Origin of the sequence: Acinetobacter kyonggiensis (assembly GCF_900107285.1) — a bacterium.
Taxonomy (GTDB): Bacteria; Pseudomonadota; Gammaproteobacteria; order Pseudomonadales; family Moraxellaceae; genus Acinetobacter; species Acinetobacter kyonggiensis.
The window spans coordinates 36808-53827 of the sequence record NZ_FNPK01000002.1 but is presented as its reverse complement, the minus strand read 5'-3'; the positions used below and the strand labels follow the sequence as shown (position 1 = coordinate 53827).

The following is a 17020-nucleotide window of genomic DNA, read 5'->3' as shown; positions in this document are numbered from 1 at the left end:
TTTGCGTTATGAGAAAGATATGGCTATCTTACAAAGGTGTAATAAAAATTACGCAATTAGAAATAATTAAAAATACTCGGATAATAATTTCTGGAGAAATAACCATGTTGAAAAAATTAGCTTTAGTTGCAGTTGTCGCACTCGGTTCCAGCGCTGCATTTGCAGATAAAGATGTGGGTTGTGGTATTGGTTCACAAGTTTGGGCAGGTCAATCTGGTAAAGTACCTAAAATTCTGGCTGCAACGACAAATGGTTTATTTGCAAACCAATTATTCGGTATCACTTTTGGTACGCTCGGCTGTAGTGGTACAGGTACAGTAACTGCACAAGCGGTGACGTTTACCAATGAAAATGCTGAATCTTTAGCGCGTGACATGGCCGTAGGTCAGGGCGAAAGCTTAAATGTATTGGCTGAACTTCTTAACATTCAATCACAAGACAAATCACGTTTCTTTGCTGTATCTAAACAAAACTTCTCTGAAATTTATTCAGCCAACAATCAGGACTCTTTACAAGTTTTGGCTGCTTTACAAGCGGTAATGGCAAAAGACGACGTGCTTAAAGCCTACGTATAATTGTTGAATATTTAAACCCTGTCACTTAGATGGGGTTTTTCTTCTTAACTTTAAATAAATCATAAATAAAAGATTTGAATGAAATCCATCGCGTTATTGTTTACTTTAGTTTCTTCAACGGTTGCTTATTCAGCAACGACCTCTCAAATCGTTCAACCTTATTTAGATCAAGCAGAACAGCAAAAATTACAGCAGAACATCACTTGGCAAAGGCTGATGTATGTCAATGAAAAAGGTCAAAGCGACGTGGGTTATTCAGGGTATTTTCTGGCACCTGAAGGTCAAACACAGCTCAAGCAAGAGTTACAGGCCAATATTCAAGCCCTATTTCAACCCGCTGAAGCCAATCAATCGGTACGTTGTCGCTTTCCTGCACGTAGTCATTGGTTAATGCAACAGCTTCATATTCAACAACAAGACTTACCTACAGTTGTGTGTCCAGAATTAGATGATTGGATGGGGCAAATTAAACCTTATAAAGCCACGCTCATCTATGCAACCGATTTTATGGGTAATCCTAGTTCCATGTTTGGACACACCTTATTGCGTTTAGATCCTAAAGATCAAAAACAACTCAATTTAGTCTCTTATGCTGTGAATTATGCAGCAACAGTGACAGATAGCGAAGGCTGGTCTTTTGCATGGAAAGGTTTAACGGGGCAGTATCCTGGTGAATATTCCTTAATGCCGTATTATCGTAAAGTAAAAGAATATGGTGATTTGGAAAGCCGTGATTTATGGGAGTATGAATTAAATTTAAGCCCGAAAGAAACTCAATTTTTAGTTGAACATATTTGGGAAATGAAACATGTCAGTTTTCCCTATTATTTCGTCAGTGATAATTGTGCTTATCGTTTATTGGGTTTAATTGATTTGGTTCGTCCAGAGCTTAATTTATCTGAACATTTTAATGTGGTGGCAATACCCATTGAAACCATTAAAGCCATTGAACAGCAAGCTTTGGTCAAAGAGATTGTTTATCGTCCTGCTTTAGAAACACAGTTATTGGCGCAAGCGAAACAGCATGGTCATATTCTTGCTCAAGCAGCACATGAAGTTGCTTTTTCTGAAACGAAAGATATGCCCGTGGTTTTGGAAAAATATCCAGCTTTAGAACAAGCTAGAATTCTAGAAATGGCTTATGACGACTTATATTTGCAATTTACAGGGCGCAAAGTGGAGCCGAGTTTTGCCCAGCCGCGATTGCGCCAGTTATTGAGTTTACGTAGTCAAATTGATTTAGAAAAACAACGCCAACAACCTAAACGACCTAAAGATGATCCGACACAGGCACATGATGCGCGTAATTTTTCAGTCAATGTTGGTGAGATTCAAGGTGATAAATTCATCGAGATTGGGCACCGTCAAGCCTATCACGATTTGCTTGATCCGCAAGCGGGCTTTCGCGTGGGTACGCAGTTATTGTTCTGGGATGGTTCTATTCAATATCGTAATGATGAATTGAAGTTGGAGCATTTTGACTTTCTGTCAGTGAATTCTTATAACCCGATTACGTCATTTAAAATGCCACTGACTTGGGGTTTTAATTTGGGCTGGCAGCAAGAAGCACTGAATAAAGCAGGTGAGTTTAGCGAATATGAACAACATGGGGTGAGCAATTTAAAGGTTCAAATGGGTTATAGCTATGCAGACAAAGAGCGTAAACATTTATGTTATGCCCAAGTGCAAAATCACATTCAGGCAGGCAAGGCATTAGAGCAAGGTTGGCGTGTGGGTATAGGGCCAACTCTAGGTTGCCAAAATATTTGGACGGATAAAATCAATAGTTTGTTGCAAGTTGAATTACCGTATTGGCAAGACTCACACCAATGGCAATTAAAGTTGAATACACAATTTCAATATATACTCAACAATCAAAATACCTTGCGCATCGGTTGGCAATATCAGCAACAAGATGGCAAGGATTGGAATAAAGCCAGTTTGGGTTATATGCGATTTTTTTAGGCTTGATCAGCCTAATGTACCCAACCAAAACAAGTTTTACTGATCAAACTTCAACAATCACATAATATTTTTTCACGGCTTCAATCACTTCAAATGTCCCTACAAATGCAGGTGGAATAATGCCTGCATTTCCCGCAACGACTTCAATGAATGAACTCGTTTTTGCATCATGTATACGCACAATACCTTCAATTACTTGAAAAAATTCCTGTTTATTTTCAGCAAATTGAATATTCCATGCACCTACCTGACAGTGCCAAATTCCACAACTCATATGAGGATGTTCATACTGACTATAGGTCAAACGCTCGGGATTTCCTGTGACTAAACGATCAGGGCGAGGGTAATCTAGAGTGACTTCGTATTGTGTTAAATCTGAGCTAGACAGCAAGATTGCTTGGGATACTGGAATAGATGACATAAATGTGGTGGTACAGATGCTTAAATTTGAGTTTTATTATAATAGAAAATCTATATATACAATAAATGATGATGAAAGTTGAAATGGGGGCAAAGTGAATATATTTATCAAGAATATGGCGTGAGAATAACCAAGCTTGGGCGAAGCTTGGTTATGTATTGCGATCAATAATTTTCAGGCACTGCACTTAAGAATTCACGACGCTCTTCTTTGTTGGTTTTAAAGTCACCAACAAAAGAAACAGTACGTGTTGTAGATTCTTGTTTACCGACACCGCGCATCATCATACACATATGTGCAGAATCAATCACGACTGCGACTCCACGCGCTTTGGTTACTTCAGCCACAGCTTCAGCAATTTGCTGCGTTAACTGTTCCTGAATTTGCAAACGACGGGCAAACATTTCGGTAATACGGGCAAATTTAGACAAGCCTAAAACATTACCTTCTGGTAAATAAGCAATATGCACACGGCCATAAAATGGCAGTAAATGGTGTTCACAAAGTGAATAAAACTCAATGTTTTTCACTAACACCATTTCATGGTTATCGGAAGGGAAGACCGCATTATTGGTCACTTCTTCTAGAGTTTTGCTATAACCAGACGTTAAATACGAAAAAGCTTTAGCAGCACGCATAGGTGTGTCTTTCAGACCTGGACGATTAAGATCTTCACCAACGGCAGTTAAAATATTGGCGTAGGATTGCTGCATAGACATAAGACGTGTTCACTTACACTGATATTGAACAAGGACGGCATTGTAGCAGAAAACCGTTACAATGCCCTGTTTTCGGGAAAAATTCCGATTACTGTTTAAATTTAGGGTTTTTTTCGCTGCGTTTGAGTAAAACTAAAACAGCACCTGTACCACCTTGTTTCTCTGGCGCACTGACAAAAGCTAAAACATCACGATGTTGACGCAGCCAGCTGTTGACATAGGTTTTCAAAATGGCTTCAGGCCCTTTGCCATGTACAATTTTAATGACATTTTGATTTTCATCTTTTGCCATTTGAATGATCTGTAATACGGCAAAACGCGCATCTTCAACGGTACAACCATGCAGGTCAACCGCTTCAAACCAACGTAAATTACCTGCTTTTAAGTCTTCAAAAACCTTATGCTGCAAAGTCGCAATGCGATAGTTTAGGGTGGCTTGACTGGCAACGGGATTGAGCATGGCTTGCGTATCTGAAAGCTCTGCATTGTCCATTTCCATCGGGCCAGTGGCAGCCGCACGCTTTGCCAAAGTTTGGCTATCGAGCTTTTTCTTTTTGTTCTTTTCAATCGGTGCAATATTACTGCTATCCATTTTCTGGACACCTTGCATCGACTTTTGGAACAAATCGAAATCATCCAATTCTTCTTGTACAACTGGAGCTTTCACTTCAGCTTGCTTTGCAATCGCACTTGAATGAGGATGGGTAATTTGTTTTTTAAAGGCTTTCAGTAGATTAAACTGATCTTTAGAAAGCGAAGAATCATGTTTACTCATAACATCTATAACTTTTATACGGTTTGTGGCTGACCAAATAATGCAGTAAATGCATGATCTGGACGGGGTTGTTTCATGAAGCTTTCACCAACAAGGAAAGCATGAATATCATTTTCCTGCATCATGCGAACATCTTCTGGTGTTGCAATACCACTTTCAGTCACTAAAAGACGTGAAGGCTCTAGTAATTTTTTCAAACGTAGCGATATATTTAGATCGACTTCAAACGTTTTTAAATTACGATTATTCACACCCAATAAACAACGCTCTGAAAGTTTCATCGCACGTTCAAGTTCAGCTTCATCATGTACTTCAACCAGTACATCTAAATTGTGTTCAAAAGCCGTTTTCGACATTTCTTCAAGTTGCTGATCCGAAAGGCTGGCTACAATTAAAAGCACACAGTCTGCATGCAATGCACGTGCTTCAATCACACCATAAGGATCAATTAAGAAGTCTTTACGCAGTGCAGGAAGGGCACAATGTTGACGGGCAATCGCAACGTTTTCATCGGCACCTTGGAAAAAATCCACATCCGTCAGAACAGATAAACAGGCTGCACCTGCTTGTTCATATTGCTGAGCAATTTCAGCAGGATTAAAGTTTTCACGAATAATGCCTTTAGACGGTGATGCTTTTTTAATTTCTGCAATCACCCCTGGGCGTTTAGCATTTAAAGCATCGGCAAAACTACGTACAGGTGTCGCAGCCTTTGCCAGCTCTTCGACATCTTTTAAGCTACGTTGTTTTAAACGTGCAGCAAACTCTTCGTATTTACGGTCAACAATTTTACCTAAAATTGTATTTGCGATATCTACCATGATTGTTATTCCTGTATCTGTTTAAGCTTCATATTCTTTGAGTGTTTTGGTGAATTCAGACAAAACGCTCATTTTTTCTAAAGCTTGTCCGCCATAAATAATATCATGGGCTAAAGCAACACCCTGTTTATAGTCATTGGTTAGACCAGAAACGTAGATCCCTGCACCAGCATTGAGCGCCAGCATATTTGCTGCTTTCTCACCAAGGGCTGATTTCTTTTTACCTAAAGCATCTTTAATTAAAGCTAAGCTTTCAGCAGAGCCATCGACAATTAAACCGGTTAATGTTTGGGATTCAATATCAACTTCTTCTGGTGTAATCATCCATTCCGTGATTTCACCATTTTTAAGTTCGGCAACATAGGTTGGCGATGCAAGACTGATTTCATCTAGTCCATCTTTAGAATGAACTACCATGACATGTTCAGCACCGAGTTGTTTCATGACTTCAGCAATCGGGCGACAAAGTTCATTCGAGAACACACCAATCACAAAGCGTTTTACTCCAGCCGGATTCGTAAGCGGGCCAAGTAAATTGAAAATACTGCGAATGCCTAATTCACGACGAGGGCCAACGGCATATTTCATGGCTTTATGATGGTTCGGTGCAAATAAGAAACCAACCCCCATTTCACGGATACAGCGCTCAGTTTGCTGCATATTTAAATCAAGATTAATACCTGCCTTTTCTAATAGGTCAGATGAACCTGATTTAGTCGATACACCGCGATTACCATGCTTGGCAATGGTTGCACCAGCCGCTGCAATCACAAAACTAGATGCTGTTGAGACATTAAATAGGTTTTGACCATCGCCACCTGTACCCACAATATCGACTAAATATGGAATATCGCTGACATCAATTTTAATGGCAAATTCACGCATAATACGTGCAGCAGCGGTAATTTCATCAATACTTTCGCCTTTAAGACGTAAGCCCATCATCAGTGCGCCAATTTGTGCATCAGTAGCTTCACCAGACATGATTGCTCGCATCACATCTTCCATTTGTGGCTGACTCAGGTGAATTTGCTTGGTAATATTATTTAAAGCTTGTTGAATATTCATTGTGTTCACTATGCATAAATTTCTAAGAAGTTTTGGAAGATTTGATGACCATGCTGGCTCAAAATTGATTCAGGATGAAACTGCACGCCTTCTACAGGCAATGTCTTATGTTTTACACCCATGATTTCTTCCATCGTACCATTGGCTTCATTGGTCCAGCAGGTGACTTCTAAACATTCTGGCAAAGTCGCTTGATCAATCACTAATGAGTGATAACGTGTTGCAGAGAATGGAGAAGGCAGATTGCTAAAAATACCTTTGTTACTGTGATACATGTCAGACAAGCGACCATGCATGACGGTTTTGGCGCGAACAATTTCACCGCCAAAGGCTTGACCAATCGCTTGATGGCCTAAACACACACCCAGTAATGGAATTTTCCCTGCAAAATGCTGAATAGCAGGAATAGAAATACCCGCTTCAGAAGGGGAACATGGACCAGGACCAATCACGAGGTACTTTGGTTGCCATCGCTCAATATCTTCCAAGGTCACGGCATCATTACGGACGACTTTTACTTCCTGATTTAACTCGCCAAAATATTGCACGATGTTGTAGGTAAAAGAGTCATAGTTGTCGATCATTAAAAGCATGAGCTAACCTGTTGAAATTTACGCACGTGTATGTGCTCGAATAGTCCAAGAATACTCACATTGTGCTTATTTTTTAAGAGCTGACCTGATATAAATGAGGGGCTTTAAAATAAGTAAAAAAATGGAGTGTGAATAATCATAGCAAAAAATAAGCATTTTCGGCTGAACTATTTCTATGATAATGATTTTAGAGGGATCTCAGCAGAGGAATAAGCTAATTTATTTGCATGTTATGCTGCATCAATTTTAATCATTTAGATTGCTAAAACCTAAAATAAGCTTAAATAATATAAGGGTTTTATTCAGGTTTAAAAGGCAGTTTAGAATAAAATATTTTTAATTTTAAGTAATAGACTTACTATAAGTAAGGTTTATATTGAAATTTAAATGGTTGAAGATTGGCTTTATCAGTGTACATTTATCAGATGGAATGAGGGTTGGAACTCTTGTCACCAAAATAGCGCATAGAGTTTGAATTATTTGGTCGAGTGAAATATTTGCATATTTAATGTAAAAGCATAAAATAGCACCACAATAACCCGCTAATAATTTGATTAAAGTAAATTTATTTTTATTAATTTATATTGAATGGCTGAAATATTCAGCAATTAAATCATCAACATGGCATAAAAATAAATTTTAAAGATTGATTTTGAAATAAAGAGGCTACTTTAAAGTTAAATAGCTCGAAAAAAGGATCTTTTACACGGTTTAAAAATAAATCTGCACCATTTTGATACAATGAAAGAAACTTTTTAATCAAAAGTAATGAAGAGTGTTTGAATATGGTGCATTTACATTTTCACACAGTATAATAGCTTCAAATCAAAGTGGTTAAATCTTCTATTCTGATAAAGAATTCAATATTTTATCTTTGTTTTTAAAAGTTGGTATGAGAATTGCTTAATAGATACCAACTACTAACACGCACTTAGCAGGTGCAACAAAAAATCATCGGAGCAAAATGAGCATGGCGAACAAGGTCCTTCAACTCATCCAAGAAAGTGGCGCAAAATGGGTCGATTTTCGCTTTACTGATACTAAGGGTAAAGAGCAGCACGTAACTTACCCAGCAGATACGATTGACGAAGATACATTTGAAGACGGTAAAATGTTTGACGGTTCTTCAATTACAGGTTGGAAAGGCATTGAAGCTTCGGACATGATTTTACGTCCAGATGCTGAAACATGTTTCCTTGACCCGTTCTTTGCTGAAGCGACAGTTGTTGTAACTTGTGATGTAATCGAGCCATCTACTGGTCAAGGTTATGAACGTGATCCACGCTCAATCGCTCGCCGTGCAGAAGAATACTTAAAATCAACAGGTATTGGTGATACTGCATTCTTCGGTCCTGAACCAGAATTCTTCGTATTTGACGAAGTTAAATGGGAAATCGATATGTCTGGCGCGCGCCATACATTAATCGCAGAAGAAGCTGCTTGGTCAACAAACAAAGACTACGAAGGCGGTAACTCTGGTCACCGTCCACGTGTTAAAGGCGGTTACTTCCCAGTTCCACCAGTAGATTCTTCACATGATATGCGTGCAGAAATGTGTGCAAAAATCGAAGACATCATGGGCCCTGGTCGTGTAGAAGTACATCACCATGAAGTTGCATCTTGCCAATTAGAAATTGGTGTGAGCTTCAACACGATGGTTCGTAAAGCTGACGAAGTACAACAGTTTAAATATGCTGTTTGGAACGTTGCGCATCAATATGCTAAAACTGCTACGTTTATGCCTAAACCAATGGTTGGTGATAATGGTTCTGGTATGCATGTTCATATGTCGATCTCTAAAGATGGCAAGAACTTGTTTGCTGGTGATGAATATGCAGGCCTTTCAGAAATGGCGTTGTACTTCATTGGTGGTGTGATTAAGCATGCTCGTTCGTTAAATGCAATTACCAACCCATCTACTAACTCGTACAAGCGTTTAGTGCCACATTACGAAGCGCCAATTATGCTTGCATATTCGGCTCGTAACCGTTCAGCGTCTATTCGTATTCCTTACGTTTCTAGCCCTAAAGGCAAACGTATTGAGGCGCGTTTCCCAGATCCAATGATGAACCCGTACTTAGGTTTTGCGGCATTGTTGATGGCTGGTCTAGATGGCATTCAAAATAAAATCCATCCGGGTGAAGCTGCTGACAAAAACTTGTATGATCTTCCTCCTGAAGAAGAAGCGAAAATCCCTACAGTTGCACACAGCTTAGATATGGCACTTGAAGCACTTGAAGCTGACCATGACTACCTATTAAAAGGTGGCGTGTTCACTAAAGATATGCTTAATGCGTATATCGAAGTTAAAACTGAAGAAGTTCGTCGTTTGAATACGACAACTCACCCAGTCGAATTTGATATGTACTACAGCTTGTAATTCGTACGCGAATTTAAGCAAAAAGAAACCCGCTCATGTAGCGGGTTTTTTTGTATCATTGCTTTTGAATTAGAAGATTTTATGAAAACTTATGGCACAACGTAAAAAAGAAACCAGCTTTTATCCTTGGGTTGATGTTAAAGATCATAGTAAAGGTTTTAAAATGAATTTTTCCACGGTCATTTACTTGGAGCTTGGGCGTACAACTGAAGGGTATAAGCAGGCTGAATTCATTGGTTTGAAAAATCCAGCATTGGCTTTAGATTATGCTTATCCTGAACATTTTTTTCTAAGTTCTGAGGGTTTGATTTTACACAAAACGGCCAGTGGTAAATTTGAAGTGATTGCAAAAACGGATAAGTGCTGATGCTTTGGTATTTTGTCGCTTTGGATAAATGCAACAGGGTGTATTTAGGCGAAGCCGTGACAAAAGCATGAATCAATTCAGTTACAGTAAATGATATTCAAAAAAATCATCTTCAAAGAGTAGTGGGTATATGCGAAATAAGCAGGCATGTAACGTACAGAATGCACAACTTTCTCCTGAATTAAAAACATGGTTATATGCATCAGGTTCGTTAACACAACAGCTTACAGATTTAGCGGATGGTGAGTTTAGGGTTAAACCTATTAAAGAACATTTTAAACGTCTTAATTTTAGCGATGCACAATGGATGCAAATGCCACATTGGCATACGTCATGGGTACGTGAAAGCTATCTCTATGGCTCTGAAGCACAGCCTTGGGTCAAAGCAAAAAGTATCTTTCCTATTTTAAGTCTGCAAGCAAAAGCACGGATATTTCAGCATATTGGTAAAAAGCCCATAGGATGGTTCCTATTTCAACGCACTAATCCGCAGTGTCAACGTCGTGTCATTCTGCTTGAAGATGGTTGGACGCGGCAAAGTTGCTATACTTGGCATGGTTGTAAATTTATTGTTCAAGAAACTTTTTTGTCTGCATTTGAGCAATTTATTCAGCAAAATCTTTCAGAGTAAAATATTAAACAGTAACGTAAGTTAAGGATAGTCATGGACATTGCGCAACAAACTACATGGCGTGAGCGTTTAGCAGCATATTATTATTTATGTCGTTTTGATAAGCCGATTGGAACGGAATTGGTTTTTTGGCCAACCATGTGGGCATTATGGATTGCGGCAGAAGGGATTCCAAATCTCACCATATTGATTGCGATGGTATTGGGTACTATCTTCATGCGCGCTGCTGGTTGTGCTATTAATGATTTTGCTGATCGTAAAGTAGATGGGCAAGTAGAAAGAACTAAAAATCGTCCATTGGCGACAGGGGTTATTTCAGCTAAAGAGGCTGTCTGGGTATTTATAGCATTAATTGCAGCAAGTGCTTGTACCTTATTTTTTCTACCTATCGCAACATTTTATTGTGCTCTGGGCGGCTTATTACTTGCATTTATTTACCCATTTATGAAGCGTTATACGCATTTGCCACAAGTGGTATTGGGTATGGCCTTTTCTTGGGGAATTCCGATGTCATTTACGGCCATGGGCAAGCCCCTAGATTTAACCTGTTGGTTACTCTATTTTGGTAATTTGGCGTGGACTGTGGCTTATGACACTCAATATGCTATTACTGACCGTGAATATGATTTAAAAATTGGTGTGAAATCTACAGCGATTTTATTTGGTCGATATGACATTGAAATTATTTCAATGTTACAAGCGGTGAGTGTGTTATTGATTGGTTGTGCATTGTATTTAGAAAATTTATTATTTCCTTATGGGTTAATTGCCTTATTTGTGGCGATTGCTGATTTTATCTACCAATGGATAAAAACCAATGACCGAGATCCGCAATGTTGTTTTTGGGCATTCCGTCATAACCGTTGGATTGGTGTAATTATTTTTTTAGGTATATTTGTTTCATTTCTATAAATTTTAATCTTTGGTAAAAAGCATCCTAGTCAGATGCTTTTTTTATTCTTTTATATTTTTGAAATTGTCTTAGCGTTAGAGCATCTTGCGAATTAAAATGAGCAATTCATCAATCAATTTTCTTAATATCTGTAACTATTCACAGAATGGAAAGTATTAAATAAAAATATTTTAATTTAATAACTTAGCTTCAATATAGCCTTATATGTTGAATTGTGTTTTTATTACATGGCTCTCAAGGAGAGAGCATAAAACTAACAAAAATAGGATGTTGAAATGAAGTATGTACTTAAACGATCATTATTGGCCATCAGTTGTTCTGCAATTTTCTTTTTAACAGCGTGTAATGATGGTAGTGATGATTACGTTGGAGTAACACCAACTCAGACGTTTATTTCTGAAAAAAATTACGTATTTGATAAAAGTTTGCAAGAAGCGGCATCTATCAAAGTTATGACTTATAACATGGTGAATGTACAAGGTAAGACTGCAAAAGCAACTGCGATGGTCTTATTTCCTACTATTACACAACCGAAAGATGGTTATCGAGTTGTAGTATGGGAGCATGGAACACTAGGTGTTGCAGATGGTTGTGCGCCAACAAATAATATTTTAGGTACTAATTTTAAAGATCCTTTAGCCAAAAGTCTTTTAGCTGCTGGTTATGTCATTATTGCGCCTGATTATGAGGGAATGGGTACTGCTGGTATTCATCCGTATTTACATCTTGAAAGTGAAGCTAAATCAGCGATAGCAGCGGTGAAAGCGGCACAAGATCATTATGGTAATACTTTGAATAAACAATGGATGTCTGCTGGTCAATCACAAGGTGGGCAAGCATCATTAGGAACAGCACAATATGCGAATACAGACTTAAACTATAAAGGTGCAGTAGCAGGGGCACCAGCATCAAGTTTGGATAAAATTATATTTAACGTAGCACCAGCTGCTTTGTTAGATGCTGAGAATAAAGAATTGGCTGCTGGTGTTTCATTGGCTTATCGTGTAGAGAAGGGTTCAATTGGAGCCTATGCAACGCTATTAAGCTATGCTGCATTTGCTGCTGTCGGGATTAAAGCTTCTGACCCTCGTTTTGATTATCGCGAAATTTTTAACGATGTACGTTCACAAAATATTGCGGCACTGGCAGAAGGAACAACAGGTGACAATGGATTATGTTTAAGTAGTTCTGATCCAACTAACCATCCTGAAGATAGTTTGCGATATAAATTTACTCAAGACATTGTGGCATTCCTGACGGAGAATCCAACTAAGGGTTTATTAGATTATCCTGGTTTGAATAAGGATAAGTTTTATGCAAGTGCTCAAATACAGAAATTTTTAAAGGATAGCCAACCTGCAACAGTGAAAATTGATAAACCAATTTTGATTATTCAGGGCACTCAAGATATGAGTGTTCCATATCCTGTAACTGAGGCAATGTACAAAGCGATGTTAGCACAAGGTACAAACGTGAAATTTTTACCTGTTGTTGATGCAAGTCATACTCAAGCGATTGTTGAAAAAAATGCTGATTTAGTCGCATTTATTCAGCAATATATGCCGGCACAATAAATTTTATTAAAAAGGAGCTTCGGCTCCTTTTTTAATGAATATCTTTTTGAAGTTGGCGAACAGTGGGGATACTGGTGTATCTGATTACGGTGTAGCCAGCTTCTTGTAGCATTGCATCACGTTTTGCATCTTCATTTTCTTTGCCCACATGACTTGGATCATCTAATTCGATAATACACACCACATCAAGATGGTGGTTTAAGATGACAAAATCAGTTACTTTCCGATTAAATTTATTCCGTGTTGCCATGTAGTTACTGGTCATTAATGCACTAAAGGCGACCTGTGCTAAAACATGATGCTCTGGGCAAGCTTTTTTTAAGCGTTCAAACATTTTAATTTCAAAATTACTAATGACAGGCTTAGCGTAATATTCTTTTTTAGTACTGCTAATTTGAGTGTCACGTTTAAATTTAATTTTTTCAAGATTGATGATGATGAGTATGGCAAGGCTTGCGATACACCCAATAATTAAAAATGTAATTTGGCTTAAATTAACCACAATATTTGTCTTTCAATGAGATAAGAAAAAACCCACTCAAAAGAGTGGGTTTTTAGAATTTTGGCTCTCCAACCTGGGCTCGAACCAGGGACCTGCGGATTAACAGTCCGTCGCTCTACCGACTGAGCTATTGGAGAATCTGAAACGGATTCTATTGACCTAAAGTGCTTTGGTCAAGTTAGTTTTGATAAAAAAAGCTAAATGTTGATTTAACTGCTTTTTTTATCATCATTCTGGTCAAATTTGGTGCTTTTGATGCTTATGTTTTGATAAGTTGAGCGCGTGGATATTATTTATTGAATAGCTCATAAATACGGATATAAAAAAAGCCCACTTCATTATGAGTGGGCTTTTTAGAATCTGGCTCTTCCACCTGGGCTCGAACCAGGGACCTGCGGATTAACAGTCCGTCGCTCTACCAACTGAGCTATGGAAGAATAGATGGCTCTCCAACCTGGGCTCGAACCAGGGACCTGCGGATTAACAGTCCGTCGCTCTACCGACTGAGCTATTGGAGAATCTGATGCGCATTTTAGGGATGAAAGTCTGGCTCGTCAACATGTAAAGATAAAGAAATGAATCATTTGCCTTATAATTATGCAGAAATGTCTTAAAAATAAAAAAACCACCCATAATGGGTGGTTTTTTATGCAAAAATAATAAATTATTTTTCTACGCCAGCAGCTTGACCAGCATATTTAGCATTTGCATAATCCCAGTTTACTAGGCTATCAAGGAAAGTTTTGATATAAACAGGACGTGCATTACGGAAATCGATGTAGTAAGCATGTTCCCAAACGTCAATTGTGAGTACTGCAACTTGACCGTGAGCAAGTGGAGTGTCTGCATTTGATGTTTTAAGGATAGAAAGGTTGCCATTTACTTTATCAGCAACTAACCAAGCCCAACCTGAACCGAATTGAGTTGTTGCAGCCGCAGCAAATTCTTCAGCAAATTTTTCAAAAGAACCGAAAGCTTCATCAATTTTAGCAGCCAAAGCGCCAGTTGCTTTACCACCACCATTTTTAGCCATACAGTTCCAGTAGAATGTATGGTTCCAAACTTGAGCCGAGTTATTGAATACACCCGCTTTAGTTGCATCACCAGCAGTCGCTGTAATGATTTCTTCTAAAGTTTTACCTTCAAGGTCAGTACCTTTGATCAGGTTATTCAAGTTCACAACGTAAGTGTTGTGATGTTTGTCGTGATGGTATTCTAAAGTTTCTTTGCTGATGTGTGGAGCAAGATCTTCATAACCGTATGGAAGTGCCGGTAAAGTAATCGTTGTCATGTTTTCAATTCCTTGCATTTTGCTGGGTTTTGACATTAAGTGGCTTTATTGTAATAGATTCTTAGGGAAAATTGCGCATTGCTTATAAATAACAATACAGAATAAAGCCTGAATTTATATGTATAAAGAAAAATGCCAAACACAAGCGATTTTAAAATTAAATCGGATTGTTTAATTCGAAATAACTATACTCAATATTGAACTGTTCTGAAATAGCTTTAGCGAGGCGCTGAACACCATAACGCTCAGTTGCATGATGACCGCAGGCGTAGTAATTTACGTTTAATTCGCGTGCTTCATAATAAGTACGCTCGCTGACTTCCCCAGAAATATAGGCATCACAGTCACGTTCAGCCGCTTTGCTGATAAAGTCTTGTGCAGCGCCAGTACAATATGCCACTTTTTGGATGCTTCTTTTTTCAGCAGGTAAGTGGATGGTGTTAAAACCTAAACGATCAGTGCAATATTGTTTAAATGCTGCCGCAGACATGGGTTGGTTTAAGTAACCAATATTACCAATCGGGTAGCGTTCATTGGAGTCTAGGGGTTCGATATCGCGTAAACCTAAAATTTCCGCGAGGGCTGCATTATTGCCAAGGCTTGGGTGCGAATCGAGCGGTAAATGGTAGCCTACAAGGGAGATATCATGCTGAATGAGGCTCTTAATACGTTTACCACGCATTCCTGTGATAGGGTAGGGTTCACCTTTCCAAAAATAACCATGATGCACTAGGAGTAGGTCAGCACCTTGTTCAATCGCTGCATCAATGGCATCTTGTGATGCAGTGACCGCACACAAAATTTTATTTACATCTTGTTTACCTTCAATTTGTAAACCATTTGGTGCATAGTCTTTAAATTCATGTGATTTCAGGGTTTGATTGCACCACTGAATAATTTCATTAAGTTTTGCCATAAATTTCTCAAAAGTCTAAATATTTAACATCAACAACACATATTTTAAATTGTAACTAAAGCATGACAAAACTCTTGTACTATTTTATGTTTCTTGATGTATTTCATCTTACAATGATTCATAAATTACTTAGTCATCAACGAATTAAAATATTTATTAGAGGAAATTAAAGTGCGTCGCACATTTTCATGGTTACCTTGGGTTTTACTCATTCTAGTGACTCTCGGTTTTCTTTCATGGCAACAATATCAGAAACCTAAAGCGCCTATTGCCGCTGATGGTGTAAAAATGCCAGCAGAGAAAGTGGAGTCTTTGGTCAATACGACCAAAACGGGTGGGGTTGATTCTTATAGTGCCGCTGTCAAAGTTGCAGCTCCGGCAGTAGTGAATATTTTTACCACACAAAAAGTAAACAAAGCCGAACATCCTTTATTAAATGATCCTGCTTTTCGTGAATTTTTTGGTGATCAAATTCCAGATCAACTGGGTCAAGAACAAAATGAAAACAGTTTAGGTTCAGGTGTTATCGTTCGTTCTGATGGCTATATTTTGACCAATAATCATGTGATTGCGCAAGCAGATCAGATTGTGGTGGGGTTAAATGATGGTCGTCGTGCACTTGCAAAAATTATTGGTACTGATCCAGATTCTGATCTTGCTGTAATTAAAATTGAATTAGATAAGCTGCCTGTTTTGCCTTTTAAATTGAGTGGTAATGAGGTTGGAGATGTTGTCCTTGCGATTGGTAACCCATTTGGTGTTGGGCAAACAGTAACGCAAGGGATTATCTCTGCAACCAATCGTTCAGATTTGGGGATTAATACCTATGAAGACTTTATTCAAACAGATGCTGCAATTAATCCGGGTAACTCTGGTGGTGCATTGACTGATGTCGCGGGTAATTTGATTGGGGTAAATACGGCCATATTTTCTCAATCAGGTGGTTCATTGGGTATTGGCTTCGCAATTCCTGCTAAAGTTTGTCAGCAAGTATTGAATTCAATTTTAAAAGATGGTCGTGTGGTTCGGGGTTGGTTAGGGATTAGCCTGATGCCTGTACAGCAAGAAAATTTTCTTGAACCTAAGCAAGCAGGTGTTGTGGTGGCAGATGTACTGCCTAAAGGGCCAGCGGCAAACGCAGGAATTAAAAAAGGCGATAAGATTATTCAGGTTAATGGTGAGCCGATTACTTCAGCTTCTCACCTGATTAACTATGTGGCTTTACAGGCTCCAAATAGCAGTATCAAAATTGCTGTTATTCGAGATGAAAAACCATTAATGCTTGATGTGATTGTGGCTGAGCGTAAAGCGCAGAATAATAGTTCACAGTATATTCCTTTACCGAAGCGTTAAAAAAAATCTGATTTTTATTTAGATAATTTGACTAGAAAAAGCGCATTTCGATGCGCTTTTTTATTTTTTAGATTCTTAGATGAGGTGCAATAGAGATTTATTTTCTATCTATTTGCACGATCATTTTTAAGTATTGATAATAAGACAATGGTAAAT

Annotated in this window: 17 protein-coding genes and 3 tRNA genes; 8 read left to right on the top strand and 12 right to left on the bottom strand. The window is 38.4% G+C overall.

The annotated features are described in order from the left end of the window. Positions 1–104 precede the first annotated feature (104 nt). Together BLV99_RS02095 and BLV99_RS02090 are read left to right on the top strand one after the other, a co-directional pair. Positions 105–575: a DUF3015 family protein gene (locus BLV99_RS02095; protein ID WP_086164192.1), complete on the top strand. Its 471-nt coding sequence runs from the start codon at positions 105–107 to the stop codon at positions 573–575. Positions 576–653: 78 nt separating this feature from the next. Further along, positions 654–2540, top strand: coding sequence for an Lnb N-terminal periplasmic domain-containing protein (locus BLV99_RS02090; RefSeq protein ID WP_092687238.1), 1887 nt, complete (start codon positions 654–656; stop codon positions 2538–2540). Between the two features lie 43 nt (positions 2541–2583). On the opposite strand, the gene BLV99_RS02085 is transcribed toward BLV99_RS02090, so the two are convergent. From BLV99_RS02085 to BLV99_RS02060, 6 genes are all read right to left on the bottom strand, one after another. Then, positions 2584–2961, bottom strand: coding sequence for a cupin domain-containing protein (locus tag BLV99_RS02085; RefSeq protein ID WP_092687235.1), 378 nt, complete (start codon positions 2959–2961; stop codon positions 2584–2586). A 164-nt stretch (positions 2962–3125) separates the two neighbouring features. Continuing rightward, on the bottom strand, positions 3126–3674 hold the full coding sequence (gene folE / locus BLV99_RS02080; protein WP_171065360.1) for a GTP cyclohydrolase I FolE: 549 nt from the start codon (positions 3672–3674) through the stop codon (positions 3126–3128). Positions 3675–3768: 94 nt separating this feature from the next. Continuing rightward, positions 3769–4455 (bottom strand): Smr/MutS family protein, encoded by a 687-nt coding sequence (locus BLV99_RS02075; protein WP_092687232.1) that lies wholly within the window; start codon positions 4453–4455, stop codon positions 3769–3771. Positions 4456–4469: 14 nt separating this feature from the next. Then, the gene (gene trpC / locus BLV99_RS02070; protein WP_092687229.1) at positions 4470–5276 is read right to left on the bottom strand and encodes an indole-3-glycerol phosphate synthase TrpC; all 807 of its coding nucleotides are present in this window, start codon (positions 5274–5276) and stop codon (positions 4470–4472) included. A gap of 21 nt (positions 5277–5297) precedes the next feature. Continuing rightward, complete coding sequence (trpD, locus tag BLV99_RS02065; protein WP_092687226.1) at positions 5298–6344, bottom strand: anthranilate phosphoribosyltransferase; 1047 nt, start codon at positions 6342–6344, stop codon at positions 5298–5300. Between the two features lie 8 nt (positions 6345–6352). After that, positions 6353–6937 (bottom strand): anthranilate synthase component II, encoded by a 585-nt coding sequence (locus BLV99_RS02060; protein ID WP_086164186.1) that lies wholly within the window; start codon positions 6935–6937, stop codon positions 6353–6355. 964 nt (positions 6938–7901) lie between these two features. Between BLV99_RS02060 and glnA the strand changes: the two genes are divergently transcribed. The 5 genes from glnA (at position 7902) to BLV99_RS02035 (ending at position 12802) form a co-directional block, all read left to right on the top strand. Then, positions 7902–9317, top strand: a complete 1416-nt coding sequence (gene glnA / locus BLV99_RS02055) for a type I glutamate--ammonia ligase (protein WP_171065353.1) — start codon at positions 7902–7904, stop codon at positions 9315–9317. A gap of 91 nt (positions 9318–9408) precedes the next feature. Further along, positions 9409–9684 carry a hypothetical protein gene (locus tag BLV99_RS02050; RefSeq protein ID WP_092687223.1) on the top strand — a complete coding sequence of 92 codons (276 nt, stop codon included), beginning with the start codon at positions 9409–9411 and terminating at the stop codon, positions 9682–9684. 130 nt (positions 9685–9814) lie between these two features. Further along, on the top strand, positions 9815–10315 hold the full coding sequence (locus BLV99_RS02045) for a chorismate--pyruvate lyase family protein (protein WP_092687220.1): 501 nt from the start codon (positions 9815–9817) through the stop codon (positions 10313–10315). A 33-nt stretch (positions 10316–10348) separates the two neighbouring features. Then, positions 10349–11227, top strand: a complete 879-nt coding sequence (gene ubiA, locus BLV99_RS02040) for a 4-hydroxybenzoate octaprenyltransferase (RefSeq protein ID WP_092687217.1) — start codon at positions 10349–10351, stop codon at positions 11225–11227. Positions 11228–11503: 276 nt separating this feature from the next. Beyond that, on the top strand, positions 11504–12802 hold the full coding sequence (locus BLV99_RS02035) for an alpha/beta hydrolase (RefSeq protein WP_092687213.1): 1299 nt from the start codon (positions 11504–11506) through the stop codon (positions 12800–12802). Between the two features lie 31 nt (positions 12803–12833). On the opposite strand, the gene BLV99_RS02030 is transcribed toward BLV99_RS02035, so the two are convergent. The 6 genes from BLV99_RS02030 to BLV99_RS02005 all read right to left on the bottom strand — a co-directional run bounded on the left by BLV99_RS02030 (position 12834) and on the right by BLV99_RS02005 (position 15511). Beyond that, positions 12834–13220 carry a DUF2726 domain-containing protein gene (locus BLV99_RS02030; RefSeq protein WP_413772549.1) on the bottom strand — a complete coding sequence of 129 codons (387 nt, stop codon included), beginning with the start codon at positions 13218–13220 and terminating at the stop codon, positions 12834–12836. 145 nt (positions 13221–13365) lie between these two features. Next, positions 13366–13441: transfer RNA gene (locus BLV99_RS02025), tRNA-Asn, on the bottom strand. A 224-nt stretch (positions 13442–13665) separates the two neighbouring features. Further along, positions 13666–13741, bottom strand: a tRNA-Asn gene (locus BLV99_RS02020). 5 nt (positions 13742–13746) lie between these two features. Then, positions 13747–13822 (bottom strand) — tRNA-Asn (locus tag BLV99_RS02015). A gap of 146 nt (positions 13823–13968) precedes the next feature. Further along, positions 13969–14595, bottom strand: a complete 627-nt coding sequence (locus BLV99_RS02010; RefSeq protein ID WP_004651484.1) for a superoxide dismutase — start codon at positions 14593–14595, stop codon at positions 13969–13971. Positions 14596–14752: 157 nt separating this feature from the next. Beyond that, a complete protein-coding gene (locus tag BLV99_RS02005) occupies positions 14753–15511 on the bottom strand; it encodes a Nif3-like dinuclear metal center hexameric protein (protein WP_092687210.1) in 759 nt (252 codons plus the stop codon). A 171-nt stretch (positions 15512–15682) separates the two neighbouring features. Here BLV99_RS02005 and BLV99_RS02000 point away from each other — a divergent pair, with 171 nt between their 5' ends. Beyond that, positions 15683–16864: a trypsin-like peptidase domain-containing protein gene (locus tag BLV99_RS02000; RefSeq protein WP_092687207.1), complete on the top strand. Its 1182-nt coding sequence runs from the start codon at positions 15683–15685 to the stop codon at positions 16862–16864. The last annotated feature ends 156 nt before the right edge of the window (positions 16865–17020 follow it).

Coding starts and splice junctions, on each gene's coding strand:
- BLV99_RS02045 (WP_092687220.1), top strand. CDS start 9,815: ATGCGAAATAAGCAGGCATGTAACGTACAGAATGCACAACTTTCTCCT.
- BLV99_RS02050 (WP_092687223.1), top strand. CDS start 9,409: ATGGCACAACGTAAAAAAGAAACCAGCTTTTATCCTTGGGTTGATGTT.
- ubiA (WP_092687217.1), top strand. CDS start 10,349: ATGGACATTGCGCAACAAACTACATGGCGTGAGCGTTTAGCAGCATAT.
- BLV99_RS02075 (WP_092687232.1), bottom strand. CDS start 4,455: ATGAGTAAACATGATTCTTCGCTTTCTAAAGATCAGTTTAATCTACTG.
- BLV99_RS02035 (WP_092687213.1), top strand. CDS start 11,504: ATGAAGTATGTACTTAAACGATCATTATTGGCCATCAGTTGTTCTGCA.
- BLV99_RS02085 (WP_092687235.1), bottom strand. CDS start 2,961: ATGTCATCTATTCCAGTATCCCAAGCAATCTTGCTGTCTAGCTCAGAT.
- folE (WP_171065360.1), bottom strand. CDS start 3,674: ATGCAGCAATCCTACGCCAATATTTTAACTGCCGTTGGTGAAGATCTT.
- trpD (WP_092687226.1), bottom strand. CDS start 6,344: ATGAATATTCAACAAGCTTTAAATAATATTACCAAGCAAATTCACCTG.
- BLV99_RS02005 (WP_092687210.1), bottom strand. CDS start 15,511: ATGGCAAAACTTAATGAAATTATTCAGTGGTGCAATCAAACCCTGAAA.
- trpC (WP_092687229.1), bottom strand. CDS start 5,276: ATGGTAGATATCGCAAATACAATTTTAGGTAAAATTGTTGACCGTAAA.
- glnA (WP_171065353.1), top strand. CDS start 7,902: ATGAGCATGGCGAACAAGGTCCTTCAACTCATCCAAGAAAGTGGCGCA.
- BLV99_RS02090 (WP_092687238.1), top strand. CDS start 654: ATGAAATCCATCGCGTTATTGTTTACTTTAGTTTCTTCAACGGTTGCT.
- BLV99_RS02095 (WP_086164192.1), top strand. CDS start 105: ATGTTGAAAAAATTAGCTTTAGTTGCAGTTGTCGCACTCGGTTCCAGC.
- BLV99_RS02060 (WP_086164186.1), bottom strand. CDS start 6,937: ATGCTTTTAATGATCGACAACTATGACTCTTTTACCTACAACATCGTG.
- BLV99_RS02010 (WP_004651484.1), bottom strand. CDS start 14,595: ATGACAACGATTACTTTACCGGCACTTCCATACGGTTATGAAGATCTT.